Raw genomic sequence first — 26343 nt, 5'->3', positions numbered from 1 at the left:
GTTCGGGGGGTTTGCCGGGACTGGTGGTCGCACACTTGCAGTCAAGTGCTGTTCCATCCAGACAGGCGCACGCGCCGGGCGTGTCGGGCAGGTGTCACCCGATCGAGGCGAGGCCGTATTCTCCATACCGGCCGATCGTCGAGGGCGCGGACGACGGCCTAGGCCGAACTGCGAAAGGCATGGCGTGTTCTACGTTGTACTGAAGGCTCTGACGACCCGTTTGACGCTGATCATCTGGCGGCCGAGGGTCGAGGGCCGGGAGAACATTCCGCAGCGCGGGCCGGTGATCCTCGCCTCCAACCATCTCTCCTTCGTCGACTCGCTGATCATCCCGATGGTGGCGCCGCGCCGGGTCGTGTTCATCGCGAAGGCGGAGTACTTCGAGGGCAGAGGCCTCAAGGGGCGGTTGATGAGGTCCTTCTTCACGGCGATCGGCGCGATCCCGGTCCGCCGCGGCGATCACCGCGCGGCGAAGGACTCGCTCGACCAGGCTCTGTCGGTGATCAATTCCGGCGGCGTGTTCGCGCTCTACCCCGAGGGCACCCGTTCGCTGGACGGGCGGCTGTACCGGGGCAGGGTCGGCGTCGGCTGGCTGGCGCTCAAGTCCGGGGCGCCGATCGTCCCGGTCGGTGTCCGCGGTACCGAGCGGGTACTGCCGGTCGGGGCGAAGTTCCCGAAGGTGGTGCCGGTCACGGTCAGCTTCGGCGAGCCGATCGACCCGGTGAAGCTCGACGTGCCGGGTGAGCCGGTGGCCGAGAACTCCCGCGCCCGCCGCGCCATTACGGATGCGGTCATCGAGGAGATCCAGCGGCTCTCCGGTCAGGAGTATGCCGGGGTCTACAACGAGCGGCCCGCCGAGCTGTAACGCGTCCGGGCCTCAACTCCACCCGGTGCCCGGGTCGGCGTCCCGACCGTTGTGCACCACAGCGGCGAGCGCGTCGGCGATGCGGTCGGCCTGGCTCGCTTCGAGCGCGGCCGTCGTGACGCGTAGACCGGGGCCGCTGCGCACGCGGAACCACGCACCCGGAGCGGCCGCGAATCCCGCCGCGAGGAGGGCACTGAGCGCGGCGCTCTCATCGGGAACCGGCACCCACACGTTCAGGCCGCTACGGCCGTGTGCCGCCACGTCTCGTGCGGCCAACGCGTCAATGAGCTCGTTACGGCGTTCCGTGTAGCGGTCTGCCGCGGTGCGTACGAGACGCTGAGTCGTGTGGTCGGCGAGCGCGTCGGCCCACGTGCCCTGGATGATCCTGCTGACGTGCCGTGAGGTGTGGCGGAGCCTGCCGGCGACCCGATCGTGGGTGATCGCGTCGGCTGCCATGAGTGCGATGCGCAGGTCCGGTCCGTACGCTTTCGAGGCGCTGCGTAAGTATGCCCAGTGGCGCGTTGCTTCGACGAGGGTGTGCGGCGCCGTGGGCGCGACATCGGCGCCGTGGTCGTCGTCGATAGTCAGAACATCGGGGAAATCGCGCAGCGCGGCGCGCAGCTGCCTGGCACGGTCCTCGTCCACCGCCGCGCCGTAGGGGTTCTGCGCTCGTGTCGTGACGATGAACGCCTTCGCGCCCGTCCGCAGCGCCTGAGCGAGCGCCGCCGGATCCGGACCCGCGTCGTCCACGGGCACCGGCAGCGGGGTCAGCCGATCGGCGGCCAGAAGATCCAGCAGATGCGCCCAGCCCGGATCCTCGACCGCGACCGCGTCGCCCGGCCGCAGATGCGCGCCGAGCAGCCGGTCGATCCCGTCGAGCGAACCGAACGTGCAGGCGAGGTGCTCGGCGTCCACCCCGTCCCGGGCGAGGATGCGCTCGGCGTGGCGGCGCAGCCCGGGATCGATGATCGGCTCGCCGTACAGATGGGGGCGCGTCGCCGGACGGGGAGTCAGGTGCGGCAGCAGCGCCGGATCCGGATTGCCGGTGGACAGGTCGATGGTGCCGAGCGGGAGGGCGAGCGATCGGCTCGCCGGACTCGTCGCCGGACGGTTGCGGACCTGTGTGCCGTTGCGTCCCCGGGTCTCGACCGTGCCCCGGTCGCGCAGCAGGCGATAGGCGCTCGCGGCGGTGTTGGCGTTGACGCCGAGCTGCGTGGCCAAGTCGCGCACCGGCGGCAGCTGGGTGCCGGGAACGAGCCGGCCGTGGGTGATCGCCGCCTCGATGCTGGCGGCGATATCGGTTGCACGCGACCCGGCGACTTCGTAGTCTGCACTCCAGGAGCTTTGTTCCAACACAAACTAGATTATGTACTAAGACAAATTGAGGGGCAAGTCGTGAGCGAGACGACCGGCACGTACACGCAGACCGCCCGGAGCACCCCGACTCGGTACGCCTCGCGCGCGAGCTACGACCGCGCCGCCGTCCACGCCGTCATCGATGAAGCCCTGGTCTGCCATGTCGGCTTCATCCGGGACGCAGCGCCGGTCGTCCTGCCGACCGTGCACGCTCGCGCCGGTGACGTCCTGTACATCCACGGCTCGTCCGGTGGCCGGTTTTCGCTGCTCGACGGCGAACCGGTCGGTGTGACGATCACATTGGTCGACTGCTTGGTACTGGCCCGGTCCTGGCTGCACCACTCGGCGGCGTACCGCTCGGTGGTGATCCACGGCACCGCGCGGATCGTGACCGACGGCGAGGAGAAGCTCGCGGCGATGGCGTCGCTCATCGACCGTGTTGCTCGTGGGCGCGCGGCGGACACCCGGCCGCCCACACCCAAGGAACTGGCGAAGACCGCGATCGTCGCCATCGAGTTGGCCGAGGCCTCGCTCAAGGTGCGCGGCGACCAACTCGCCGAGGAGCCCGGCGACGAGCAGTTGCCGCACTGGGCCGGGGTCATCCCGCTCAAGCTCGCCGCAGGCGTGCCGGTACCCGCCGCGGATCTCGTCGAGGGAGTGAAGCTGCCGGATTATCTGATCGATTACTCGCGCGGGTGAGCGGATACCCGAGCGAGCGAATTCGGCCGCGCAGCGGCGCGGCGCGGGAATCGGCCCGCGCCTGATCCGGTTGACTGCGACGGAAGGTGACAGGCTGTCGGCGAAGCGAAGACGAGGGGAAGCGCGGTGGGCGACCAGACGGTGCGCGACACGGCAGTGCCGCACAACCACCCGGTGCAGCACGATCACACAGCGCAGCACGACCAGGCTGAGCGGATCGCCAGGGCGCGTGAGTTCGTCGCGGCGAACTCACGCGGCGTGCTGACGACGTATCGGCGTGACGGGCAGGCGCAGATGTCCCCGGTCACCGCCGGTGTGGACGCCGAGGGCCGGATCGTCATCAGCGTCACCGAAGACCGGGCCAAGACCAAGAACGCCCGCCGCGATCCGCGTGTCGCGCTGTGCGTGTTCATCGACGACTTCTACGGGCCCTGGGCCCAGGTCGAGGGCTTGGCCGAATTCGCCGACGGTCCGGACAGGATCGACGCCCTTGTCGACTACTACCGCACGCTCCGGGGCGAGCACCCAGACTGGAGCGAGTACCGCGCCGCGATGGTGCGTGACCGGCGCGTGTTGCTGCGTTTCGCCATTCTCAGGGCTTCTGGGCCTGCGGCCGGGTAGCAGGCGGGCCGATCCGGTCGAGAATCGCGTCGGCGAGCGCGTCGGGCGCCTGGTCGGGGACCCAGTGGCTGATGCCGTCCAGTTCCACGAACCGGTACGGCCCGGTCACGTGCCGCGCGCTGAGCTCCGCGGCGGCCCGCCCGATCGCGATGTCGCGGTTCGACCAGACGTAGGTTGTCGGCACGGTTACCGGCGGGACTGCCGTCGAATGCGCGCCCTCCCTTGGCCGCATCGCGCGGTACCAGGAGAGCGCCGCCGTGAGGGCCGCCGGATCACTCAGGGCTCGTACGTGTGGCTCGGCGGAAGCGTCGGGCAGCGGCTCGTAGATTTCACGCAGTCGCTTCGCCTCGTCTTCGAGCAGCAGTTCCTCGGCCTTACCCGGCTGTCGGAAAAGCTGGATGTACGACGAACGTTCGCGCTGGCCGCTGCTCTCGTCGGCCACCGCCGCGGCCATCGCCGCCGGATGCGGCACCGAAACGGCCGTCAGGGTGCGTACACGCTGCGGGCGGGTGGCGGCCAGGACCCAGCCGACCATCGCGCCCCAGTCGTGCCCGACGACGTCGGCGCTCTCGATCCCGTACGCATCCAGGATGCGCACCGCGTCGCCGACCAACTCGGTGAGCGCGTACGCTGCCACCTCGGTCGGCCGGGCGCCGGGGGAGTAGCCGCGCTGATCCGGAGCCAGCAACCGCAGTCCGTGCGGCGTGAGCCGTGCCGCGACCGCGTCGTAGCTGCGATGAGTCTGCGGGAAGCCGTGCAGCAGGAGCAGTTCGCGGCCGCCGGGGTCGCCCTGCTCCGCCACGTCGAAGACGAGGCTGTTGCCGGTGTCGATCCGCCGTATCGCCCACGGTGTATTGGTCTGCGGCGTGCCAGTCACGGGCAGCGCACGACCTGTCCGGCGTAGGAGAGGTTCCCGCCGAAACCGAACAGCAGCACCGGCGCGCCCGACGGGATCTCGCCGCGCTCGACCAGCTTCGAGAACGCGAGCGGGATGCTGGCCGCCGAGGTGTTGCCGGACTCGACCACGTCCCTGGCCACCACCGCGTTGACCGCGCCGAGCCGAGCCGCCAGCGGCTCGATGATCCGCAGGTTCGCCTGGTGGAAGACCACGGCGGCCAAGTCCTCGGGCGCGACGCCGCCGCGCTCGCAGGCCCGCCGCGCGATCGCGGGCAGCTGGGTCGTCGCCCAGCGGTACACGGTCTGCCCGTCCTGTGCGAAGCAGATCGGCGCGGTCCGGTCGGGCGTCCCGTCCGCGGCCCGGCCCACCTCGATGCGTACCGCGGTCGACATCTGCGGCACCGAGCCCCAGTGCACCGGGCCGATCTGCGCCTTGTCGCTCGCGGTCACCACAGCCGCGCCGGCGCCGTCGCCGACCAGGACGCAGGTGTTGCGGTCGGTCCAGTCGGTCACGTCGCTCATCTTCTCCGCGGCTATCACCAGCGCGTTCGTCGCCGACTGCGCCCGGATCGAGTGGTCGGCGACGGCGAGCGCGTGCGTGAAGCCGGCGCAGGCCACGTTGATGTCGAGCAGCGCCGGAGCGGACAGCCCGAGCCGGGCGGCGACCCGCGCGGACATCGAGGGCGAGCGGTCGAGGCCCGTGCACGTGGCCACGAGTACCAGGTCGATCTCGTTCGCACCGAGCCCGCTGGCCGCCAGCGCCTTCTCGGCGGCTTGCGCGGCCATCTCGTCCACAGTCTCGTCCGGGCCCGCGATCCGCCGGGTCTCGATGCCCACCCGGCTGCGGATCCACTCGTCGTTGGTCTCGACGAGACTCTCCAGCTCCGCGTTGGTCACCACCCTCGCGGGCTGGTAGTGGCCGAGCGAGACGATTCGGGTGCCGGGGGCCAACGGGCTGCTCCTTCGGGACGGGCCGGGGCCGCGGAACGCGACGGGTGATCGTCACGATTCTGCCGCCCCGGCGCGTTGCGTGCAGTTGCCGTCACCGCCAAAAACCACGCGGGGTTTGTTGGGCGATCCGCTACAGCCACGCTCCCGCCGGCGCGCCGGCCTCCCTTTCCCGGGCCCGCCCGGCAATGGTTGTTCGAGTGCTGATCCGACGTCCGGGCCCTGCGTCAGCGGCGTGGGCCGACAGCTACCAACGCATGCCCCGATCGATCGCCGCGGCGATCCACGCCCCGCCGAACGACCACACGGACAGTGCCTCGCACGCGTACAGCGGTGTCAGCTTCCAGTTGTCGCCCCAGTGAGTGACGCCCGCGACGACGGCGATCACCAGAAAGGCGATGATCAGGATGCCCGCGGTCAGATAGCCGCGGTTGGCGGTCCGCCGGCTGTCGTCGGCCGGGTCGCGAAATGAGCTGATGCAGAATCCCGCGAGGCTGCCCAGCAGGATCGCCGCGAAGCTCAGATGGAAGTATCCGATGACCGACTGAGAGGTCGTCGGCACCTTCGGCGCCGTGGGGAACGTCGCCACGCCGATGGCGAAAATGCCGGCCGCCGTGCTCCATCTGTCGTCGCGCTTGTTGAAGCGGTATCCGATCAGGAACACTCCGAGGGCGCACAGGGCGCCGACGAAGATGTTCCGGGTTGCGGTGTAGTACGAGCTGCTCATCGAACTCGGCAGGATCTCGGTGTGATGCCCGGCCTGCACGAAGATCCAGTTCCCGATCGGCAGCGCCGGCGGCAGCAGCACACCGATGGTCCCGATGCCGAAGCGCAGCCGCTGGACTGTGATCCTGTCTTGGTCGCCGTTGCCCATGAACTCCCCCTCGGTCGCAATGCTGCGACTCCACCGCGTGGTTATCCCCTCACGGAGGGTGAGAAAAACCTGATCAGCGTGCTGAATCAGCTGACCGGGCGGAGCCGGTGCGGCCGAGGGCCGGTGGTCGTGACGTGTCAGCCTATTGCCGGGCTCCTGCCGGCGTGAGTTCGATCCCTGTGACGGCGCCGGGGTCGAGCGCCGCCTCGACGGCGGCGGTCTCGAACCCGTGCAGGAGCGCCTCGGTGTCGTCCCGCGACAGGCAGCGGCCGTCGATGCACATCCAGACGTCGACGGTGTCCGGCCTGCCGTTGACGTGGAAGACGAAGCGTTCCCCGGTGCGCTCCAGTTGCGCCGCCCACCGCATCGTCGTGCTCGGCAGGGCGGCGCGTACCGCGTCGGTCGTCGGCAGGGGATCGGCGACCTCGCGCTGTGCCTCCGTGCGGCGGTCGTTGAAGATGAGCTCCACGTCGACCTCCTCGCCGCGCTCCTCGCCGATCCGCGCCGACAGCGTGTCGAGATCGAAGGGGTCGTAGTACGCGTTCCGATACGCGCTCAGCGAACTGCGCCATGCGCGGCGGACCGCCTCGTCGAAGGTCGCGTCCGCGAGATCGACCACGCACAGCCCGGTCTGGTTGATCGTGCCGACGAAATTCGTCATGCCGGGCCGGAAACGATTGCTCACGATCAGCTGCGCGGCGACCGGGTTGCAGCCGGTGACCCGCGCCAGCGCCACGGCGAAGGCGGCCAGCAGCACCGGCGACGTGCCGGTCCCGGTGCGCGCGGCGATCCGCTGCGCGGCCAGGTGGGTGGCCGGGGTGTTGTAGTACACGTACCTGAAGCGCGGCTCGTCGCGGTCGGTGCTCTCGGGGAACCGGCGGGCCGGGACGGTGCGCAGGGCCTGCTCCCAATGGCGCAGCGCGGCCCGGCTCTGTCGGCGCCCGGCCGGGCCGGCCTGCCAGCCGGCCTGCTCCAGCGGCTGCTGCGTCTTCAGCGGGGCGGTGGCCCGGCCGGTCCGGAAGTCCAGGTTCGCCAGGTCGCCCAGGATCGCGTCGACCCCGAAGCCGTCGGTGGCCAGGTGGCAGTAGAGCGCCACCACGTGCGTGAGTGCGCCCCGGTGCCGGATGACGGCCATCCGGATCGGCCATTCCGAGGTGTAGTCGAACTCTGTGTCGTGGTACCGCCTGCGCAGCGCCGCGCCGACCGCGGCGGGGTCGCCGTCGTCATTGACGTCGACGATTTCCAGCGGCATCTCGCCACGCTCCGAGAGCACTTGCCTGGCGTTGCCCTCCGCGTCGAACCCGACCCGGGTGCGCAGCGACTGGTGCCGGCCGATCAGGAACGAGAAGCCGATGATCACGGACTCCAGCGACGTGCCCGCCGGCAGCGGCGAGGCGTCTCCGACGCCCAGCGAGCAGCGCTGCTTCTGGATCGTGCGCCAGGTCCCCAGCTGTCCCCAGGTGAGCGGGCCCTCGCCCGAGCCCTCCCCGGCGAACGGGACGGTCACGCTGCGCGTGACGCGGTACCCCTGGTCGTCCGGTGCCGTCTCCTCGGCCTGCACTGCCGCCATCAGCCTTCTCCGTTCCGCATCATCGAGCTCTGCTACGAAGCCGGGATTTCCAGGGGGCAGCGTAGGGACGCGTGCGCGGGAAGGCCAGAGGGGCCAGTGGGACGGGGACCGGGCCGCTGTCGATCAGAGCGCTGTTGATCAGGCCCCTGCTGCGGTGACGATCGCGTCGGTGACGAAGCCGAGGAACACGCCGAGCAGCAGCCCCCAGGTGGTCAGCTCCTTGCGGCCGATCTTGCGGGCGACGCCGAGCAGTTCGACGACGACGTAGAGGATCGAGCCGGCCGCCAGGGTCAGGAAACCGATCGAGAGCGTGTCGTCGACGACGTGCTGGCCCACGAGCGTGCCGAGGAAGGTGGGCCCGCCGCCGACCAGCCCGAGCAGGCCGAGCCTGGCCCAGCTCGGCTGGCGACCCTCGGCGGCCATCGGCGCCACGATGCCGAAACCCTCGGTGGCGTTGTGCAGCCCGAAGCCGATGATCAGCAGGATCGCCAGCTGGAGTTCTCCGGTCGCGGCGGAGTTGCCGATGGCCAGGCCCTCGGCGAAGTTGTGCAGCCCGATGCCCACCGCGATCATCATCGCCAGGTCGAAGAAGCGCGAGACGGCCGCGGCCGAGGCGGGCCGGGCGGTCAGCTCGTCGGCCGAGGCCGTCCCCGGCCCGAAGGAGCGCCGCCGCCCGGCGCGGCGGGCGATCGCGCGCTCGAAGTAGACCAGGGAGACCAGCCCGACGCCGAAGCAGGCGAAGAAGACGGACCCGTTGCCGACCGCCGAGCCGTAGCGATGGTGCGACAGCGCCGAGTCGATCGGCTCCCAGGCGTGTGCCAGCACGTCCCAGAGCAGGAAGACCAGGATTCCGGTGGCGACGGCGTTGAGCAGCGCCCGCAGCGCTGGAGCGGGGGAGCGCAGCCGGCCGATCGGCAGGCCCAGGTAGATGGTGAACCCGGCCACCGCCCCGAGCAGCGTGATCTGCGACGACGTCATTCGTGACTCTCCACTCGCGGTCCTGGCCCCGGCAGGGTCCGGGGTGCCGATGGGAAGGCTAACCTAACTTAGGTTTACCTAACAAGTTCCTGTCGCGCAACTGGCGCGCAGTGGCGCACGCTTACGCCACCTCTCGGAACAGCAGGTGGATCGCTGTTGCGAACACTGTGCAGCTGCCATCTGAATGCGTGCTTTTATACGCTGCACGTGTCACAGTGGGGTCATGCGCAGCCACCACGGTCACCACGGTAATCACAGCCACGACGCCGCCGACAAGGTCGATTCGGCGATGGAGGGCTCGCGCGAGGGAATGCGAACGCTGTGGCTCTCGCTCACCGTCCTGGGCCTGACCGCGGCGGCGCAGGCTGCGGTTGTGACGCTCTCCGGCTCGGTCGCGCTGTTGGGCGACACCGTGCACAACGCCGCCGACGCGCTCACCGCCCTGCCGCTGGGTCTCGCGTTCGCGCTCGGCCGGCGCGCGCCCACCCGCCGCTACACCTACGGCTACGGACGAGCCGAGGACTTGGCCGGGATCGCCGTCGTGCTGGTGATCGCGGCCTCGTCCGCCCTTGCCGCATACGAGGCGGTGGATCGGTTGCTCCACCCGCGTGATGTCACCCACCTGTGGGCCGTCGCGCTGGCGGCAGCGATCGGATTCATCGGCAACGAGTGGGTGGCCCGGTACCGCATCGCCACCGGCCGCAGAATCGGCTCGGCGGCACTGGTCGCCGACGGCCTGCACGCACGCACCGACGGCTTCACGTCCCTGGCAGTCCTACTCGGCGCAGTCGGGGTCGCGCTGGGCTGGCGCGCCGCTGACCCGATCATCGGCCTGGCGATCACCGTCGCGATCCTCGCGGCACTGCGAGATGCCGCGCGGCACGTCTATCACCGCCTGATGGACGCCGTCGATCCGCACTTGATCGACCACGCCGAGGACGCACTGCGCACGCTGGACGGAGTACGCGGCCTCGGCCCGGTGCGCATGCGCTGGATCGGGCACGCACTGCGCGCCGAGGCCGACATCGTGGTGGACGCGGACCTGACCGTCGTGCAAGCCCACGCTCTGGCGGCAAAGGCCGAACACGCACTGATCCATGCCGTGCCGAGGCTCATCGCCGCCACCGTGCACACCGATCACACGCCCACCGGCGCGGACGATCCGCACGGCTCGCTCGCTCACCACATCGCCGTATAGGGCTGTCGTATAGGGCGTACAGGGCTGATGCGCGAGGGCCTCCTCAGCCGCGAACCGGGCCCGAGCTGTCGCGCACCACGAGCTGCGTGGGCAGCTCGAAGCGCATGCTCTCGATGCGCTCGCCGCCGGCCAGCCTCAGCACCGTGCGCGCGGCGAGTGCGCCCATTTCGCTCAGCGGTTGGCGGACCGTGGTCAGGGGCGGCGAGGACCAGCGCACTTCGGGCAGGTCGTCGAACCCGATGACGCTCACGTCGTCGGGCACCCGCAGCCCGCGCTGGCGCACCGCCTCGTACACGCCGAACGCCATCTGGTCGCTCGACGCGAAGATCGCGGTCGGCGGCCGGCGCAGGCCGAGCAGCTGCTCCGCGCCCTTGAAGCCGGACTCGTGGTAGAAGTCCCCCGGCATGATCAGCTCCGGGTCCACCCCCAGCATCGCCGCCTCCAGGGCCGCGCGGTAGCCGTCGAGCCGGGTACGGCTGCACACCAGCGTGCTCGGGCCGGCGATGAAGCCGATCCGCCGGTGCCCGAGCGAGATCAGGTGCTCGGTGGCGGCCAGCGCTCCGGCCCAGTTCGCCGCGCCGACCGTGGGCACGTCCTGCCCCGGCAGCCCGGCCGGGTCGATCACCACCGCCGGCAGGCCGAGCCGGCGCAGCTCCGCGTGCAGCGGGGACTGCACGTCGGAGGTCACCAGGATCACCCCGTCGGTGCTGCGCGCCTGAAGATTCCTCAGCCACTGCCGGGTGGCCGTCGGGCGCCGGTGGATCGCCGAGACGACGGTTCCGACGCAGGCCGCGTGCCCTTCTTCCTCGACGCCGCGGATGATCTCCACTGCCCACGGGCTGTCGAGATCATTGAACACCAGGTCGATCAGCCCCGCGGGCTCCTGAGCGCGGCTGGCCCGGCGCCGGTAGCCGTGTCGGCGCAGCAGCTCCTCGACTCGCTCGCGGGTGTCCGGCGCCACGTCCGAACGATGGTTGAGCACGCGTGAGACCGTCGGAACGGAGACGCCCGCCTCACGGGCGATGCTGGTCATGGTGATCCGGGACTCGTCCCCGACAGACACCGTGGCTCCTCGCTCTCACGATCACGCTCTTGCCGACTCGACCCGTCCCGGCGGCGCTTCCCGCGTGGGCTTCCGGAGCGTCCCGGCGCGCTTGCGGACCGCGCACACCGCCGTCGGGCCAGGCTAGCATCGGTCGATTCCAGCGTCAGGGCGATGGCCGGCCGGCCGGGCCCGCAAGCCAGTTCCCTGATTTTCGGGACGTTCCGGGCGAAGCGCTCCGGACCGGCGCCGCGCAGGTCGCGGCACGCTACGGCATGCGAGGTACACCGGTTGCTGGCCGTGGCAACCCGAGTACGCTGATCCTCATGCGCGACGGGGCCGAGTATGACGGGGTTCGAGGACTCGGCCGGCTGTTCGGCCACCTGCTGGTCTTCCTGGTCGTCAGCGCCCTCGGCGGGGTGATGCTGGCCGGGATGACGCTCCCGCTGGTCGGCAGCGTGGGGCTGGCCGCGAAATCCGCGTCAGACCACTTCGAAGACCTGCCGAGCGACTTCGAGACCCCGGCGCTGCCGCAGCGCTCGAAGATACTGGCCGACGACGGCTCGCTGATCACCTACACCTGGAGCGACGACCTCGGCGGCGACCGCGTCGTCGTACCCTGGTCCCAGATCAGCCAGAACATGCCGCACGCGCTGGTGGCGATCGAGGACATCCGCTTCTACCAGCACGGCGGCGTCGACCTGAAGGGCACCGTGCGGGCCCTGGTGAACAACTCGCGCGGCGGCAACATCCAGGGCGGCTCCACGATCGCCCAGCAGTATGTGAAGAACGTGCTGTTGCTGGAGGCCGGCACCGACAAGGTCAAGCGGCAGGCCGCCATCGCCGACACGTTCACCCGGAAGATCACCGAGCTCAAGTACGCCGTCGCGGTCGAGAAGACGCTGTCGAAGGACCAGATCCTGGAGCGCTACCTCAACCTGGTGTACTTCGGCAACGGCTCGTACGGCGTCGAGGCCGCCGCCGAGCGGTACTTCTCCACCACCTCGGACAGGCTGACGATCACCCAGGCGGCCCTGCTCGCCGCGCTGGTGAACAGCCCGAGCGAGTACGACCCCTTCCAGAATCCGGCGCAGGCGCTGGCCCGGCGCAACATCGTGCTCCAGGACATGTCCAGCCCGACGCTGGGCTACCTGACGGCGCAGCAGGCCGCGCAGTACCAGAAGACGCCGCTCGGCCTGAAGCCGACCAGCCCGCGGCACGGCTGCATAACCGCGCCGGGTTCGGCCGCGTTCGAGTGCAACTACGTGTATCAGACCTTCATCAACGACCCGGCCTACGGCGCCACCCAGGCCGACCGGATCGCGCTGTGGGACATGGGCGGCCTGACCATCCACACCACCTTCAGCGCGAAGGACGAGAAGGCCGCCGACAAGGCGATATCCACGCACACGTACTCCACCGACAAGGTCGCCTCCGCGCTGGCGATGGTCCAGCCGGGCACCGGGCAGATCAAGGCGATCGCGCAGTCCAAGCCGATGGGCAACAACGAGGGCGAGACCTATCTGGACCTGGCCGCGGACCCCGCGCACAACGGCAGCGGCGGCTACCAGGCGGGCTCGTCGTTCAAGATCTTCGTCGGGCTCGCCGCGCTGGAGAACGGCCGCGACCCCAGCCAGGTGATGAGCGTGCCGAGCCCGATGAGCGACGCCGGTGACCTGCTCGCGGCCTGCCCGGGCAACGGTACCCATGTGGTCATGTGGCCGCCGGACTACAACCCGAACAACGACGACGGCAACGGCTTCACCGGCCCGCTGGACCAGGCCTTCTGGTTCTCCGTCAACACCTACTTCCTGACCCTCGAAACGCAGACCGGGCTGTGCAAGCCCGCTCAGATAGCGGCGTCGATGGGCGTGACACTGGACAACGACAACGGCACCGGCAAGCCGCTCGGCCAGTTCGCCTCCTTCACCCTGGGCACCAACCTGATCACCCCGATCGAGATGGCCGAGGCGTACGCGACCATCGCCGCGCAGGGCACGTACTGTGCGCCTTACGTCATCGCCGGCATCACCGACGCCGCCGGACGGCAGGACCCGGCGCAGCACCCGAGCTGCCGTGCCGTGCTCGACCCGAACATCGCCAACGAGCTGACCGCGATACTGCGCGGCGTGCTCACCCAACCCGGCGCGACCGCCGACGGGCTCGGCCTCGACCGGCCCTCCGCGGGCAAGACCGGAACGACCAACAGCTCCATCGCGACCTGGTTCGACGGGTACACGCCGCAGCTGGCGACGGCGGTGTGGACCGGGTTCATCCGCCCGGACACGCTCAAGGGCGACTACATGGGCAACATGTCGGTCGGCGGCCAGTTCTACTACGGTCAGATCTTCGGAGCGACGATCTCCGCGCCGATCTGGCACGACGCGATGAGCGCCGCGACCGCCGGCGACCCAGCGGAGAACTTCACCGCGCCGCACGGCTTCCCGCCCGAGCCCGAGTGACAGTGGCAGCGCAGTGATGTAGGGCAGCGATGTGTAGGGCAGCAGTGAGAATGCTCTTACCTCGTCCTTACCCGCTCGGGCCGACACTGGCTGCGTGACGACTAGTCAGCAGGACCGCGCGCTGGTCGGTCACCTGCTGCGCCGCAGCGGGTTCGGCGCGAGCGGGTCCGAGATCGACGCGGCCGTGGGACTTGGCTACCAGGCGCTCGTCGACGGGCTTTTCGCTCCGGGCGCCGATCCGGGAGCGGAGGCGACACCACCGCCGAGCGGCCTGGCCGAGCCAGCGGCCGGAGGGCAGGCCACCCCGGCGCAGAAGAAGGCCGCGAACGCCGAGCGCACCCAGGCCGCGTACGACCTGATCGCGTGGTGGATCACCCGGATGACCGCCGCCCGGCGGCCCTGGGCGGAGAAACGCACCTTCTTCTGGCACGGCCACTTCGCGACCTCGGTCCAGAAGGTGCGCAGCGCGCAGCTGATGCTCGGCCAGAACCAGACCCAGCGCGCGCTCGGCGGCGGCGACTTCCGCACTCTGATGCGCGCGATGCTCACCGATCCGGCGATGATGATCTGGCTCGACGCCGCAGGCAGCACCGCCAAGGCTCCCAACGAGAACCTGGCCCGCGAGTCGATGGAGCTGTTCTCGCTCGGCGTCGGCAACTACACCGAGCAGGACGTACGCCAGGCCGCCCTCGCCCTCACCGGCTGGCGGCTGAACCGCGCCTCCGGCCAGGCCGTCTTCGCCCCGGGCCCGCACGCCGCCGGGCCGGAGACGATCCTGGGCAAAACCGCGTCCTTCGACGTCGACTCCTTCACCGATCTGCTGATGGCGCAGCAGGCGAACCCGCGCTTCATCGCGTCGCGCATGTGGTTTCGTCTCGCGTCGTCGAGCCCGGTCCCCGCCGACGTGCTCGCCCGCCTCACCGGCGCATACGGTTCGGGCCACGACCTGGCCGCTCTCGCGCGCGCCGTGTTCACCGATCCTGTGTTCATGAGCCCGGCCTCCGGTACGCTCTCGGCGCGGTATGCGCTGGTCAAGCAGCCGGTCGAGTACGTCGTCGGAGTGCTGCGCGCGCTGAGGATCACGCCGCCGGCCGACGGCGCGGCGAAGGAGTCGGCGATCCTGCGCGCGGCGCTGACCGGGATGGGCCAAGTGCCGTTCCTGCCGCCGAACGTCGGCGGCTGGCCCTCGGGCACGCCCTGGCTGACCACCGCCGCGACCCAGGCCCGCATCGTCTTCGCCGAGTGGGCCGCCACCGCCGGCGATCTCGGCCAGGTCGCCGACGCCGCCGCGGCCGACCGGATCGACGCCGTCGCGCACCTGCTCGGCATCGACGCCTTCTCCGACCGGACCAGGTCCGCGCTCGCGGACCTCGCCGCGAACCCGGCCGACCTGGTCGGGCTCGCGCTGCTCAGTCCCGAGTACGCCGTCAACTGAGGCCGTCAACCAGGCCCGGCCGAACCGCGCCGGGCCGCGAGGCCAGGACCAGGACCCGCCATGGACACGCTCACCCGCCGCAAGTTCCTCCTCGCCTCCGGGGTCACCGGCGCCGCCGCGCTCGTCGGCGGGGCGGGCGCGATCACCTGGAACGAACTGCACTCCGCTGCGGCCAAGGACCCGCTGCCGCAGGGCGCGGGAATCCTGGTGCTGCTCACCCTCTACGGCGGCAACGACGGCCTGAACACGGTCGTCCCGGCCGCCGACCCCGTCTACCGGAGCGCCCGGCCCGACCTGGCCTACCAGCAGCACGAGGTCCTCGACCTCGGCGAGGGCCTCGGGCTCAACCCCTCGATGACCGCGATGCACGACCTGTGGACCGGCGGCAGGCTGGCGATCGTGCGTGGCGTCGGCTACCCGCAGCCGAACCACAGCCACTTCGTCTCGATGGACATCTGGCAGACCGCCTCGCCCACCGAGCCGTCGACCTCCGGCTGGCTCGGCCGCTGGCTCGACGCGCAGCCCGACGACCAGCTGCGTGCCCTGCGCGCGGTCTCCCTCGGCGGAGTCCTGCCGCCGCTGCTGGCCGGCACGAAGACCGCGGGCTCGGCACTGCCGCTTGGCCGCTTCGCCGTCCCGAAGGGCGCGGCCGGATCGGCCCTGCAAGCGCTCGGCCATTCGTCCGCGCAGGACTGCCCCAACGCGGCCTACGCGGCGCGCGACACTGCGGATCTGTTCACTGTGGCCAGTGCGTTCGGCCCGAGCCTGTCGGCGCGCGGCGGCGCGTCCAGCGCGGCGGGCAAGGGCGCGGCCGCCGGCAGCTTGGCCCAGCAGCTGGACATCGTCGCGAGCTGCATCGAGTCGTCCGTGCCGACCCGCGTGTACGCGGTGAGCCTGGGCGGTTTCGACACCCATTCGGCGGAGAAGGGCACGCAGAGCACGCTGCTCAAGGAGGTCTCCGACGCGCTCGGCGCCTTCCAGCAGCGCATCTCCGCCGGTCCGCGGGCGAAGGACGTCGTGCTGGTCGCCTACTCGGAGTTCGGCCGGCGCGTCGCCGCCAACGCCAATCAGGGCACGGATCACGGCACGGCGGGACCGGTCTTCGTGCTCGGCGATTCGGTGCGCGGCGGATTCGTCGGCGAGCAGCCGTCGCTGAACGACCTGGACGCCGGGGATCTGAAGTTCCACACCGACTTCCGCTGCGTCTACGCCACCGTGCTCGACCGGGTCCTCGGCGTCGATCCGGCGTCCGTGCTCGGAGGCTCCTTCCCCGCCCTGTCGTTCGTCTGAGCACTGACGAAGCCGGGTCCGGACCCCGGAAGGGCCGTAAAGAGAGGGCGGCTTCGCGCCACGGGGGGAGCGCGAAGCCGCCGGGACGCGGGTGATCAGGCCACGTCCGGAGGTGGCCCGCCACGGGGGGAGCGGGCACTGCCTCAATGTTGAACATTCTAACGCGTCAGTGGCCTTGGCGGAAGTGCGCCCCGCGATCCGCCCCTCGCGCGCCCCGTGCGCCGGGGTCGCACCGCAGGTCGCGGCCGATACGAGTGCCGACACGAGCGTCGGCATCGGCCGCCGCGTGGTCAACGCCCAAGAGGCCTACGCCGCGTCCTACCCGCTTTTCAGCCCACCAATCGCAGAACACTGCGCAATCCGCGCTCGCCGGTGCGCGGCTCGGACGGCAGGATCAGGACTCGAAGTCCGCAGGCGGCCGCGCCGCCGTCGCGGGCCGGGTTGTCGCCGACCATGAGTGTGCGCCGCGGGTCCGCGCCGAGGTCGGCGCAGGTCTTCAGGAACATCCGCGGATCGGGCTTCTCGCAGCCGAGCTGGTACGAGAGCGCGTATGCGCCGACCGCGCCGCCGAGCCCCGCGGCCTCGAAGTCGCGGCGCAGATCCCAGCAGATGTCGCTGACCACGCCCACCGGCACGCCGCGGGCGGCCAGTTCCCGCAGCACCGGCGCGGTGTCGTCGTACGGGAACCAGTTCTCCCGCGCGAGCACCGCCTCGTATGCGACGTCGAAGATCCCGGCCAGCGCCGGCACCTCGCCGAACCAGACCCGCGTCGCTTCGAGGTGCTGCTCCTCGGAGCTGTCCCGGCCCTCCTGCGCCGCGAGCACGTGCGGCAGCGAGGCGGCGTCCCGCACCCGGCGCGCCACCGCCTCGACGTCGAGGTCTGCGACGTCCAGCCCGGCGGCCGACCACACCCGGCGCAGGAAGACGTCGGTGGGCACCATGCGGAACAGCGTGTTGGCGAAGTCGAACAGCACCGCCTCGATCGGCGGGACCGGGCCGTCCAGTTCCTGCTCGGGAACCTCGACGGCGGTCGGCAGGCTGAAGAGATGGGTGCGCATGGCGTCCAGTCTCCCTCACCGCGATGAGCGGCGATCTTCGGCCCGGTGTACTGCGGTGTACGGCGACGCGGCGGATGTATGAGGTGTTTGAGCCGTGGGGCCAGGGTCGTGACGCCTGCCGCGCACGCTCGCCGCGTTGTCGGACCGTTCCCGGACAACCCACCTGGGAACAGCGCTCCGCGTCCCCGTCGGGCGGCGTTCACGAGGCCCCGCCATGATGGACCCATGGCCGACCTGGCGCGCCGTGACCGCCGAGCGCGTGGATCGGTGCGCCTGAAGGCCGCGCTGAAGGCCGCAGTCCGGAGCGTGTGGGACTACGTGCGCAACGCGCCCGCCACCTTCTCCTGGCTGGCCGCCCTGCTCGTGACCACTGTCGTGATGAACCAGTTCAGCCCGCAGTTCCGGCACCGCTTCGTGCTGCACCGCTCGACCAATCTGCACGAGCTGTCGCACAATCCCGTACGCGTGCTGATCTCCAGCGCACTGTGGATCGACGGCGGGCACTGGTGGCCGTACCTGTTCCTTTACACCGTCTTCCACGCGCCGGCCGAACGCTGGCTCGGCACCGCGCGTTGGCTCGCCGTGGTGGTCGTCTCACACGTCGGCGCGACGTACATCAGCCAGAGCGTCGTCTACTACGACATCCGGCATGGCACGGCCCCGTCGTCCGCAGCTTTCATCCCGGACATCGGAGTCAGCTACGCGCTCGCCGGGGTCGAGGGCGTGCTCACTTTCTTGATCGCGTCGCCGTGGCGCTATCTCTACGCCGCAGTACTGATCGTCTTCTACGGCGATCCCGTGCTGCGCAACAGCGGCTACACCGCATTCACCGATATCGGGCACTTCACGGCGCTGTTACTCGGGCTGGCCTGCTTCCCGCTGACCCGCGGCAGGCCGGGGTCCGTCGACCCGCTGGTCAGTGCGCGTGCGGCGTGGGCGTCGCTTCGCTCAGGCTGAGCGTGCGGGCCGTGCGCCGCTCGCTGAAGCCGTAGGCGAAGGCCGCGATCGCCGCCGCCGCGACGAGCGGCACCGCCAGGCCGGCCCGGTGCGGCACGCCGGCTCCCCACAGCCCGGTGACCAGCGCGGAGCCGAACAGGAAGCCCACGTAGTTGAAGATGTTCAGCCGGGCCACCGCCACTCCCGTCTCCGCCGGGTCGAGCCGGCCCGCCGCGGTGAAGCACAGCGGGGCCATCACCGAGATCCCGAGGCCCACCACGGCGAACCCGAGCAGCGCGACCAGCGGGCCGGGCGCGGCCGCCGAGATCAGGAAGCCCAGCGCCGCGATCGCCGCCCCGGTCCGGCCGACCGGTACGCCGCCGTGTCGCTCGGTGAGCCGGTCCCCGGCGAAGCGTCCTGCCATGAACGGCACCGCGTAAGCGAAGTAGACGATGGTGATCTGCCAGCCGTGGCCGTGCAAGCCGTCCTGGATGTAGAGGCCGCCCGCGCTGGAGACCGTCGAATCGGCAAAGTAGGCCAGTGCCATCACCGCGCACACGGCCAGCATCGGCCGCCATGCGATGGCCGGCGGCCGACCGGTCGCCTCGTCCACGGCCACCGTCTCGTCCTTGACGCCTTGAAGCAGGAATCGGCCCACCGCGAGCAGCGCGACGACCACGGGCACGCTCGCCGCGATGTAGAAGACGAGCAGCGAGGTATGCGTGTTGGTGGCCAGCGTCGCGGCGGCCGAGCCGATCGCCGCGCCGAAGGCCCACACGCCGTGGAAGGACAGGATGATCGACCGGCCGTAACGCCGCTGGAGCGCCACCGCCTGCATGTTCGTCGTCGCGTCCACGCCGCCGATCGCCGCGCCGAACAGCAGCATGAACGGCAGCGCCGCGCCGAGCGAGTGCCCGGCCCCGATGCCGATCACCGCGGCCGGAACCAGCAGCTGTGAGACGCGCAGCACGACGCGCGAGCCGAACCGGCCGACCAGGGCCCCGGCCGCCAGCGAACCGAGCGCCGCGACGACCAGCGTGACGGCGAGCACCTCGGCCACCGCCGAGTCGCCGATGTGCAGCCGCTTCTCCAGGGTCGGGATCTCGCTGGTGAGCGCGATCAGCGAGAAGCCCTGCGCGCCGAAGGCGACGAACAGCGCGCCGCGCGCCCGCCGCAGGCCCACGTCGATGCCGCTCACGGTCCGCTCGCCCTCCGCCCGTGCGTCCCCGCCATCCGACCGGTCGGTCTGACGGCGCTGTTGGGGCAGCGTAAGAGTCGTGCGCGGAGCTTGCAAAGGGGCGGGCCGAAAAATATGACCCGATGTTCAGGTTTTCCCGTGCGCGCGGGCGATCGATATCGAACGGAGACGTTCCGGCGGAACAGCGCTGGCCGCGCCGCCGTCCAAGGTGCGCGAAGTGCGGCATCGGGCCGCGCGGCGATGGATGTAGAGGGCGGGGCGCATATTCATGCGGCTACGAAAGACGTATCGCGCGGACGTGGTGCCGAGGCGGCGGCTGGTCGGTGCGGGGACGGGGCTGGTCGCGCTTTTGATCGCGGCGCCGCTCGCGTTGAGCGCGTGCAGCGGGAGCACGAGCAACTCGGCGTCGACATCCGACGCGCAGGGCCGCGCGGCGGCGGGCGCACCCGGTCCGGCTGCGCAGGGCGGCCAGGCCCAGGCGAACAGCGGCTCGGCGGCCAATGGCAGCCCGATCAAACTGCCGAGCCGGAGCCTGATCATCACGGCCGGGCTTCAGGTGAAGACGGACGACGCCGCGGCCGCAGCGCAGCGCGCGCAGATCATCGCCCAAAACGCGGGAGGCTACGTCGCGGGGGAGTCGATCGGCTCGGGATCGCAGGCCATGCCTTCCACCACGCCGTCGGCGATGACTGACAGCTCGTCGGGCGGCGCGGCGGTCCAGGATCAGGGGTCTGCTCCGGCCGCACTCCCCGACGTGACCGGAGCGTCCGACAGCACGCAGGCGCTGCTGGTCCTGCGCGTACCGCCGCAGAGCGTCGATTCGGTGCTCGGCGCCTTGGCGGGCAAGGGCTCGGTCACCTACCAGAGCCGGACCGCGACCGACGTGACCGGCCAGGTCGCCGATGTCGAGAGCCGGGTGAGCTCCGCGCGTGCCGCGATCGCGGAACTGCGGACGCTGATCGACAAGGCGGCCTCGATGAACGACCTGATCGCGCTGGAGCAGGCGCTGGCCCAGCGCGAATCCGACCTCGAATCCCTGGAGTCGCAGCAGGCTGCGCTGGCCGATCAGGTGCAGTACGCGACGATCACGGTCGGGTACTATTCCCAAGGCGCCCCGGCGGCGCCGCCTGCGGTGCACACCGGGTTCATGCGAGGCCTGACGGCCGGCTGGCACGGGTTCCTGGCCGTGGTGCGCGCCTTGCTGGTCACGATCGGCTGGCTGATCCCGTACGCGGTGGTCGTCGTGGTCCTCTGGTGGCCGGTGCGTCGGCTGGTGCGCTGGTCGAAGACGCGGCGCGGCCCGCGAACGCCCGTCCTCGCGGCTTCCGAGCCCTCCGAATCCCCAGCCCCATCCGGGGACTGACGGTCCTGCCCGGTGTGTCCGGCTCGGGTTTCCGCCGAGTCGGACACACCGGGCTCCCAGTCGCGTCAGGCCGGTATCAGTAGTCGAGCGTCAGGTACCACTGCTGGTTGGCACCGCCGTTCGACGGCCACTGGATCACCGTCGCGTTCTCCTGCGTCGAGGCGCCGTTCACGTCCGCGAGCATCCCGCTGTTGTGGTTCACCAGCGTGTATGCGCCGTTCCCGGCCGGTGTGAGCGACCACTGCTGGTTCGCACCGCCGTTCGCCGACCACTGGTCGAGCTGCGTGCCCTGCGTGGTCGAGTTGTTGGGCACCTCCAGCAGCAGTCCGCTGTTCACGTTCAGCAGCGTCCAGTAGCTTCCGGACGCGCCCGGCCGCCACTGCTGGTTGAGCCCGCCGTTCGGCACCCACTGGAGCAGCAGACCGCCATTCGACGTGGACCCTCCCGAGATGTCCGCGAGCATCCCGCTGTTCTTGTCGACCAGCGTGTACGTGGCGTTCGGCTCCGGGATCGCGACCAGCTGCCACTGCTGGTTCGCCGCGCCGGCGGCAGGCCACTGAATCACCGCGGCGCCCGCCGAGGCCGAGTCGCCGGTCACGTCGGCGACCATCCCGCTGTTCTCGTTCGTCAGCGTGTAGTAGCCGGTGCCTGTGCCGACGACCGACCAAGCCTGGTTCGCGCCGCCGTTGTCGGACCACTGGTCGAGCTGCGTGCCCTGCGCCGTCGAGCTGCTGGGGACGTCGAGTGCCAGACCGCTGGCCACGTTCACCAGCTTGTCGTAGCCGTTGTGCTCCCCGAGCAGCTGCCACTGTTGTGATCCGGCCGCAGCCTGAGCCGACTGCACGATCAGTGCGCCTGACGACGTCGAGCCGCCGCTGACCGCCAGTGCGAGCCCGCTGTTGCGGTTGAGCAGTTGGTAGGTGGCCGCCACGGGAGCCCCGCCGTTGGCGCCGCTGCCGCCGACGGGAGTGATCGACAGGTTGTCGAACTGGTCGGTCTGCCAGCCGCCGATGCCGAGCCCGACCTGGCCCGCCGGGTATGAGGAGTCCGACGCCGAGCCGACCGTGGTCCCGTCGATCGCCGCGGTCAGTGTCGAGCCGCTGGCCGTGAGCGCGAGATGGTGCCAGGTGCCCGTTCCGGGGGCCGCGACCGTCCCACTCGCGAGCGTCGTCAGGGTTCCGCCATACGTGTTCTTCACGATCGACCAGGCGCCGGCCGAGGACAGCTGAAGGTAGTAGGCCTTGATCCCGGCGACGGAGAACGGGTGCTGCGTGTTGACCCGCGCCAGCAACTGCACCGATCCGGCCTGCTCCATCAGCGCGTCCGCCGCGACCGTGTAGTCGGTCCAGCTCAGGTCGCCGAGCGTGGTGTACGGGTTCGCCGGGTTGTCCCAGTTGACCGGAGCCTGCGCGGCCATCTGGCGCACGCACTCGCCGGAGCGGCCGGTGCACGGCTCCGCCTGGAACGAGCCGTCCTGATCGGACAGGTAGGCGGGGGACTGGCCGCCGGCGGTCGAGTCGAAGGAGTCCGAGTACGGAAGCGCGAGCGAGGCCTTGGCCGGCGGCTGCGCGGTGCCCTTGCCCTGGCCGGTCGTGGTGGTCACGGTGTAGACGTAGCCCGGCTGGAGGGTGAGCGTGTACGAGCCCGATGACGGCGTCACGTCGCTCGCGTGCACCAGGTACGTAGCAGGGTTATTCGACGCCAGGTCGGTCGACCAGACGTGCACGGCGCCGGCGGACAGCCCGCCGGTCACCGAGAACGTCACAGTCTGCGCGGCGCTCGCCGTGGTCGTCTCCAGGATCGTCGAGTAGTCGGTGCCGTCGGTGGACTTGAGCGTCACGTACGAGCCGTTCGACTCGGCGCCGCCGAGATAGCCGCTGCCGGTGTCGAGGAACCGCCAGCCGGGCGCGGTGAACTGGGTCACCTGCGCGGTCGCCCAGGTCTCCGCGCCGATGTCGTACCAGCCGGACCAGGGCGAGTTCGCGACCATCAGACCGGTCGTCTCGTAGCCGAGGTTCGCGTAGATCCCGGCGGCCAGCGGCCAGTTGATGTACGCGGTCATCTTCGCGTCCGTATAGCCCCGGGTGATCGAGCGGATCAGCGCTGGAGCACCGGAGTCCTCGTCCTGCGAGCCGTTCTCGCTCGCCCACAGCGGCTTCCCGGTCGCCAGCGCGTTGCTCGTGGTCGAGCACGTCGTCGCGGCCCCGCCGTCGCCGCCGCAGGGGTAGTGCGCGCCGATGACGTCCACCGAAGCGGCGAAGGCCGAGTTGGTCTGCACGTCGTTGGCGATCGACCAGTCGGAGTCGGCGCCGACGATCTTCACCGAGGAGTAGCCGCTGGAGTCGAGGGTCGAGCGCAGCTGCTCGTACCAGGAGATGTTGTACCCGCGCTCGTTCCAGCCGCCGAGGTAGTCGACGGTCAGGCCGTGCGACGCTGCGCAGCCGAGCCAGGAGACCAGGTAGTTGATGGTGGCGGTGGTCCAGAAGGTGCTGCCGACCCAGCCGGGCGCGCCCCAGGCCAGCCCGTACAGCTTGATGCCCGGGTTGCGCGCCTTGGCCTGCTCCATCAGCCACCACTCGTAGCCGGTGGTGCAGTCGACGCTGCCGCTGGTGTGCTCGATGCTTGACTCCGAGCCGTCGGTGGAGTTGGTGTCGCCGCCGATCTCGACCTTCAGGATCTGCAAGGCCGCGCCGTAACCGGGTTTGAACAGGTAGTCGAGAATTTGGCTGCGCTCGGGTTCGGGGTAGTCGATCAGGAGTCTGCTGTTGCCGCCGCCACCGCTGATCGCGCCGATGCCGTCGAAGGTGCGCCCGGCGGAGGTTCCGTCGACGGTGATCGAGGTGGTGGCCGCGTGCGCGGCGGAGGGGACGGCGACGAGCGTCGCGCCCGCCATACTCAGGGCGCTGATCGCGGTGAGGAACGCTGTGCGATGTGGGTTCGGTCGTGACTTCGTTGTCCGGTTCCGCATAGGGGGTCCTCATGTTCGGCTGAGAAACAAACGCAAAATGTCACATTCGCTCAACATTCTGCGCCAATACCGAACGCCCCCATGCGGGTTCTGTCAAGAGGGGGAACCGAGGCCCGGCAGCAGGGTCAGCGCCAGGTGCAGTTGCAGCCGGTCACGACCGCGGTCCAGGCTCAGGCCGCTGAGCCGCTCGATCCGCTCCAGCCGGTGGTAGAGCGTCTGCCGGTGGATGCCGAGCACCTGCGCGGTGCGCTGCGCGCTGCCCGCCTCGTCGAGGTAGACCTCTGCGGTGCGTGTCAGGTCGGAGCCGCCCTCCGCCAGCAGGCGGGCGACGCCCGGCGTGAGCATCGCTTCGCGCAAGGCCGCGTCCGTGCCCGCGCCCAGCAGCCGGTATACGCCCAACTCCGGCCACTCCAGTACTGTTCGGCTCTGCTGCGGCGCCGTACTGGCCCGATGCGCCGCCACGCGCGCGGCGATCCGCGCCTGTAGCCAACTCTGCCGTGCGTGTACGAGCCCTTCGACCGGACCGCCGATGCCCGCGACCGGTGTCGGTGCGTGCGATGCGGCCGGCGGGCCGGCCGACGCCAGTGCGGCGAAGGCCTGCCGGGTGACGCCGCGTGCCGCGGACAGGTCATCCGGTTCGGTCAGCGGGACGATGAACGTCGAGGCGTGCTCGCCCGAGCCGACCAGGATCGTGCGCGGAAGCCGCCACGCGTTCACGAACACCGGGTCGGACGTGCCCACCGCGCGCACCGAGATCACGGCGACCGCGCCGCCGGGGGACGGCGACCAGGACTCGGCGATCTCCTCCGCGGCCTTCGCGCGGGTCTCAGGGTACGTGGACAGCAGGTCGCCGACCTTCCAGCCGAGGTCGTCGCGCAGCCGCGAGCGCCGCGCCATCTCGATCCCGGCCCGCCCCGCCACCGCGAGCAGCGCCGGCAGCGGCGCCACACTGCTCTTTGCGAACCCCGCGTCGCCGAAGCCCGACTCGGGATCCTCCAGCAGCCACAGGTAGCCGTAGGTCACGGACTGCCAGCGCACCGGGACGCACAGCCGCCCGAGCAGCCCGCGCCCCGGATCCGGCGGAATGCGCACCGGACCCGCGGCGTGCGCGATGCCGTACGACTCGAAGTACTTGCGCACCTGCGGGGTCGAGCGGCGATGCATGATCGAGTCCTGCCGGACCGCGTCGCCCGCCCGATTGTGCGCGCTCACCGCGACCAGGTTGAACTCGCGGTCCTCCAGCGTCGCGGGCGCGCCGCAGACCAGCGCCGCCTCGTCCACCAGGTCCTGTAGGTCTGGCCCCATGCGCGCTCCCTCGCTGAGGGGATGTCCGAGACACGCCTGCCCGGATCAGACAAGTGTATGAGAAAATGGTGGATACGCTCGGACACGGGTATCTCGCCGGACGGTCGCCGTATTCATAGCGTGGGCAGCGCGGAGACCTCCGTCCCCATCCGTCCTCGACTCGCGCCCGCCGGAGGCAAGCAGTGCCCGTGCTCTCGACTCTCTTGCTGCGGGCCTCGCGAAGCCCGCGCGTGCGCCAGGCCGTGGTCGGCTTCCCGGTCACCCGGCGCGTCGTGGACCGGTTCGTCGCAGGAGAGAGCGTCGAGGCGGCGATCCGCACCGTGCGCGAACTGGCCGCCGACGGTCTGTACGCGACCCTCGACCACCTCGGTGAGGACACCCACGACGCCACGCAGGCCACCGCGATCCGGAACGCCTACGTCGAACTGCTCACCGTGCTGAGCCGCAACGGCCTGACCGGCTGCGCCGAGGTCTCGGTCAAGCTCTCCGCGCTGGGGCAGGGGCTGCCCGAGATCGGCGAGAAGCTGGCCCTGGAGAACGCCCGCGCGATCTGCGAGGCCGCCGAGGCGGTCGGCACCACCGTCACCCTCGACATGGAGGACCACACCACCGTCGACTCGACCCTGCGCATCCTGCGCGAACTGCGCCAGGACCACCCCTGGGTGGGCGCGGTGCTCCAGTCGATGCTGCTGCGCACCCCACAGGACTGCCGCGACCTCGCCCACTCCGGCTCGCGCGTCCGCCTGGTCAAGGGCGCCTACGCCGAGCCCGCCGAGGTCGCGCACACCCACAAGCCCGACGTCGACGCCGCGTACCGGCGCTGTGCCGAGATCCTGATGGCCGGCGGCGGCTACCCGATGATCGCCAGCCACGATCCGCGGATGATCGAGGTCGCCGGCTGGGCCGCCCACGCGGCGGGCCGCGTACGCGGGCAGTACGAATTTCAGATGCTTTACGGCATCCGGACCGACGAGCAGCGCCGGCTCGCGGGCAGCGGCGAGCGGGTGCGGGTGTACGTGCCTTTTGGTACGGATTGGTACGGGTACTTCATGCGCCGGCTCGCCGAGCGTCCCGCCAACGTCACGTTCTTCCTGCGCGCCCTGATCGGCCGCTGAGACCCGAATCGCAGCTGAACCACAGCTGAGCCCCGAACAGCGAAGGAGTGCCATGGACGCCGTAACGCAGGTCCCCGTCCCCGTCAACGAGCCGGCGCTCGGATACGGTCCGGGCAGTGCCGAGCGCGGCCGCCTGGAGCGTGCCCTCGGCGACCTCGCGGCACA

At 70.6% G+C, this 26343-nt stretch carries 21 protein-coding genes; 10 read left to right on the top strand and 11 right to left on the bottom strand.

The genetic code is table 11. The annotated features are described in order from the left end of the window. Positions 1–184: 184 nt before the first annotated feature. Complete coding sequence (locus VGS97_RS02730; RefSeq protein WP_326851560.1) at positions 185–865, top strand: lysophospholipid acyltransferase family protein; 681 nt, start codon at positions 185–187, stop codon at positions 863–865. A gap of 12 nt (positions 866–877) precedes the next feature. On the opposite strand, the gene VGS97_RS02725 is transcribed toward VGS97_RS02730, so the two are convergent. Beyond that, positions 878–2221, bottom strand: a complete 1344-nt coding sequence (locus VGS97_RS02725) for an aminotransferase class I/II-fold pyridoxal phosphate-dependent enzyme (RefSeq protein ID WP_326851559.1) — start codon at positions 2219–2221, stop codon at positions 878–880. 39 nt (positions 2222–2260) lie between these two features. On the opposite strand from VGS97_RS02725, the gene VGS97_RS02720 reads away from it, so the two are divergent. Both VGS97_RS02720 and VGS97_RS02715 read left to right on the top strand, forming a co-directional pair. Next, positions 2261–2920, top strand: a complete 660-nt coding sequence (locus VGS97_RS02720; protein WP_326851558.1) for a pyridoxamine 5'-phosphate oxidase family protein — start codon at positions 2261–2263, stop codon at positions 2918–2920. Positions 2921–3046: 126 nt separating this feature from the next. Continuing rightward, entirely contained in the window at positions 3047–3541 is a 495-nt protein-coding gene (locus VGS97_RS02715; protein ID WP_326851557.1) for a PPOX class F420-dependent oxidoreductase, read from the top strand. Here the strand turns inward: VGS97_RS02715 and VGS97_RS02710 are convergent. The 5 genes from VGS97_RS02710 to VGS97_RS02690 all read right to left on the bottom strand — a co-directional run bounded on the left by VGS97_RS02710 (position 3513) and on the right by VGS97_RS02690 (position 8808). Next, positions 3513–4418, bottom strand: a complete 906-nt coding sequence (locus tag VGS97_RS02710) for an alpha/beta fold hydrolase (protein ID WP_326851556.1) — start codon at positions 4416–4418, stop codon at positions 3513–3515. The genes VGS97_RS02715 and VGS97_RS02710 overlap by 29 nt on opposite strands. Next, a complete protein-coding gene (locus tag VGS97_RS02705) occupies positions 4415–5389 on the bottom strand; it encodes a beta-ketoacyl-ACP synthase III (protein ID WP_326851555.1) in 975 nt (324 codons plus the stop codon). The genes VGS97_RS02710 and VGS97_RS02705 overlap by 4 nt, the downstream gene beginning before the upstream one ends. A gap of 244 nt (positions 5390–5633) precedes the next feature. Then, on the bottom strand, positions 5634–6260 hold the full coding sequence (locus VGS97_RS02700; protein WP_326851554.1) for a DUF998 domain-containing protein: 627 nt from the start codon (positions 6258–6260) through the stop codon (positions 5634–5636). 142 nt (positions 6261–6402) lie between these two features. Continuing rightward, positions 6403–7830 (bottom strand): condensation domain-containing protein, encoded by a 1428-nt coding sequence (locus VGS97_RS02695; protein WP_326851553.1) that lies wholly within the window; start codon positions 7828–7830, stop codon positions 6403–6405. Positions 7831–7968: 138 nt separating this feature from the next. Then, positions 7969–8808 carry a ZIP family metal transporter gene (locus tag VGS97_RS02690; RefSeq protein ID WP_326851552.1) on the bottom strand — a complete coding sequence of 280 codons (840 nt, stop codon included), beginning with the start codon at positions 8806–8808 and terminating at the stop codon, positions 7969–7971. A gap of 223 nt (positions 8809–9031) precedes the next feature. Here VGS97_RS02690 and VGS97_RS02685 point away from each other — a divergent pair, with 223 nt between their 5' ends. Beyond that, positions 9032–10006 (top strand): cation diffusion facilitator family transporter, encoded by a 975-nt coding sequence (locus VGS97_RS02685; RefSeq protein WP_326851551.1) that lies wholly within the window; start codon positions 9032–9034, stop codon positions 10004–10006. Positions 10007–10049: 43 nt separating this feature from the next. Here VGS97_RS02685 and VGS97_RS02680 read toward each other — a convergent pair whose 3' ends face one another. Then, entirely contained in the window at positions 10050–11039 is a 990-nt protein-coding gene (locus VGS97_RS02680) for a LacI family DNA-binding transcriptional regulator (RefSeq protein ID WP_414641626.1), read from the bottom strand. A 335-nt stretch (positions 11040–11374) separates the two neighbouring features. Between VGS97_RS02680 and VGS97_RS02675 the strand changes: the two genes are divergently transcribed. The 3 genes from VGS97_RS02675 (at position 11375) to VGS97_RS02665 (ending at position 16235) form a co-directional block, all read left to right on the top strand. Beyond that, entirely contained in the window at positions 11375–13510 is a 2136-nt protein-coding gene (locus VGS97_RS02675) for a transglycosylase domain-containing protein (RefSeq protein WP_326851549.1), read from the top strand. 94 nt (positions 13511–13604) lie between these two features. Next, positions 13605–14945 carry a DUF1800 domain-containing protein gene (locus tag VGS97_RS02670; RefSeq protein WP_326851548.1) on the top strand — a complete coding sequence of 447 codons (1341 nt, stop codon included), beginning with the start codon at positions 13605–13607 and terminating at the stop codon, positions 14943–14945. 60 nt (positions 14946–15005) lie between these two features. After that, on the top strand, positions 15006–16235 hold the full coding sequence (locus tag VGS97_RS02665) for a DUF1501 domain-containing protein (protein WP_326851547.1): 1230 nt from the start codon (positions 15006–15008) through the stop codon (positions 16233–16235). A gap of 329 nt (positions 16236–16564) precedes the next feature. Here the strand turns inward: VGS97_RS02665 and VGS97_RS02660 are convergent, their stop codons facing one another. After that, on the bottom strand, positions 16565–17293 hold the full coding sequence (locus tag VGS97_RS02660; RefSeq protein WP_326851546.1) for an HAD family hydrolase: 729 nt from the start codon (positions 17291–17293) through the stop codon (positions 16565–16567). Between the two features lie 225 nt (positions 17294–17518). On the opposite strand from VGS97_RS02660, the gene VGS97_RS02655 reads away from it, so the two are divergent. Then, on the top strand, positions 17519–18250 hold the full coding sequence (locus VGS97_RS02655) for a rhomboid-like protein (protein WP_326851545.1): 732 nt from the start codon (positions 17519–17521) through the stop codon (positions 18248–18250). Here the strand turns inward: VGS97_RS02655 and VGS97_RS02650 are convergent. Then, positions 18210–19427, bottom strand: coding sequence for an MFS transporter (locus tag VGS97_RS02650; RefSeq protein ID WP_326851544.1), 1218 nt, complete (start codon positions 19425–19427; stop codon positions 18210–18212). The genes VGS97_RS02655 and VGS97_RS02650 overlap by 41 nt on opposite strands. 268 nt (positions 19428–19695) lie before the next feature. Between VGS97_RS02650 and VGS97_RS02645 the strand changes: the two genes are divergently transcribed. Further along, the gene (locus tag VGS97_RS02645; RefSeq protein ID WP_326851543.1) at positions 19696–20790 is read left to right on the top strand and encodes a DUF4349 domain-containing protein; all 1095 of its coding nucleotides are present in this window, start codon (positions 19696–19698) and stop codon (positions 20788–20790) included. Between the two features lie 76 nt (positions 20791–20866). On the opposite strand, the gene VGS97_RS02640 is transcribed toward VGS97_RS02645, so the two are convergent. Then, complete coding sequence (locus tag VGS97_RS02640; protein ID WP_326851542.1) at positions 20867–23683, bottom strand: RICIN domain-containing protein; 2817 nt, start codon at positions 23681–23683, stop codon at positions 20867–20869. A 168-nt stretch (positions 23684–23851) separates the two neighbouring features. Beyond that, positions 23852–25063: a helix-turn-helix domain-containing protein gene (locus tag VGS97_RS02635; protein WP_326851541.1), complete on the bottom strand. Its 1212-nt coding sequence runs from the start codon at positions 25061–25063 to the stop codon at positions 23852–23854. Positions 25064–25251: 188 nt separating this feature from the next. On the opposite strand from VGS97_RS02635, the gene VGS97_RS02630 reads away from it, so the two are divergent. Continuing rightward, on the top strand, positions 25252–26178 hold the full coding sequence (locus tag VGS97_RS02630) for a proline dehydrogenase family protein (RefSeq protein WP_326851540.1): 927 nt from the start codon (positions 25252–25254) through the stop codon (positions 26176–26178). Positions 26179–26343 lie beyond the last annotated feature (165 nt).

This window comes from Actinocrinis sp. (assembly GCF_035946395.1).
Classification (GTDB): Bacteria; Actinomycetota; Actinomycetes; order Streptomycetales; family Catenulisporaceae; genus Actinocrinis.
This window is presented reverse-complemented; position numbering and strand designations above follow the sequence as displayed.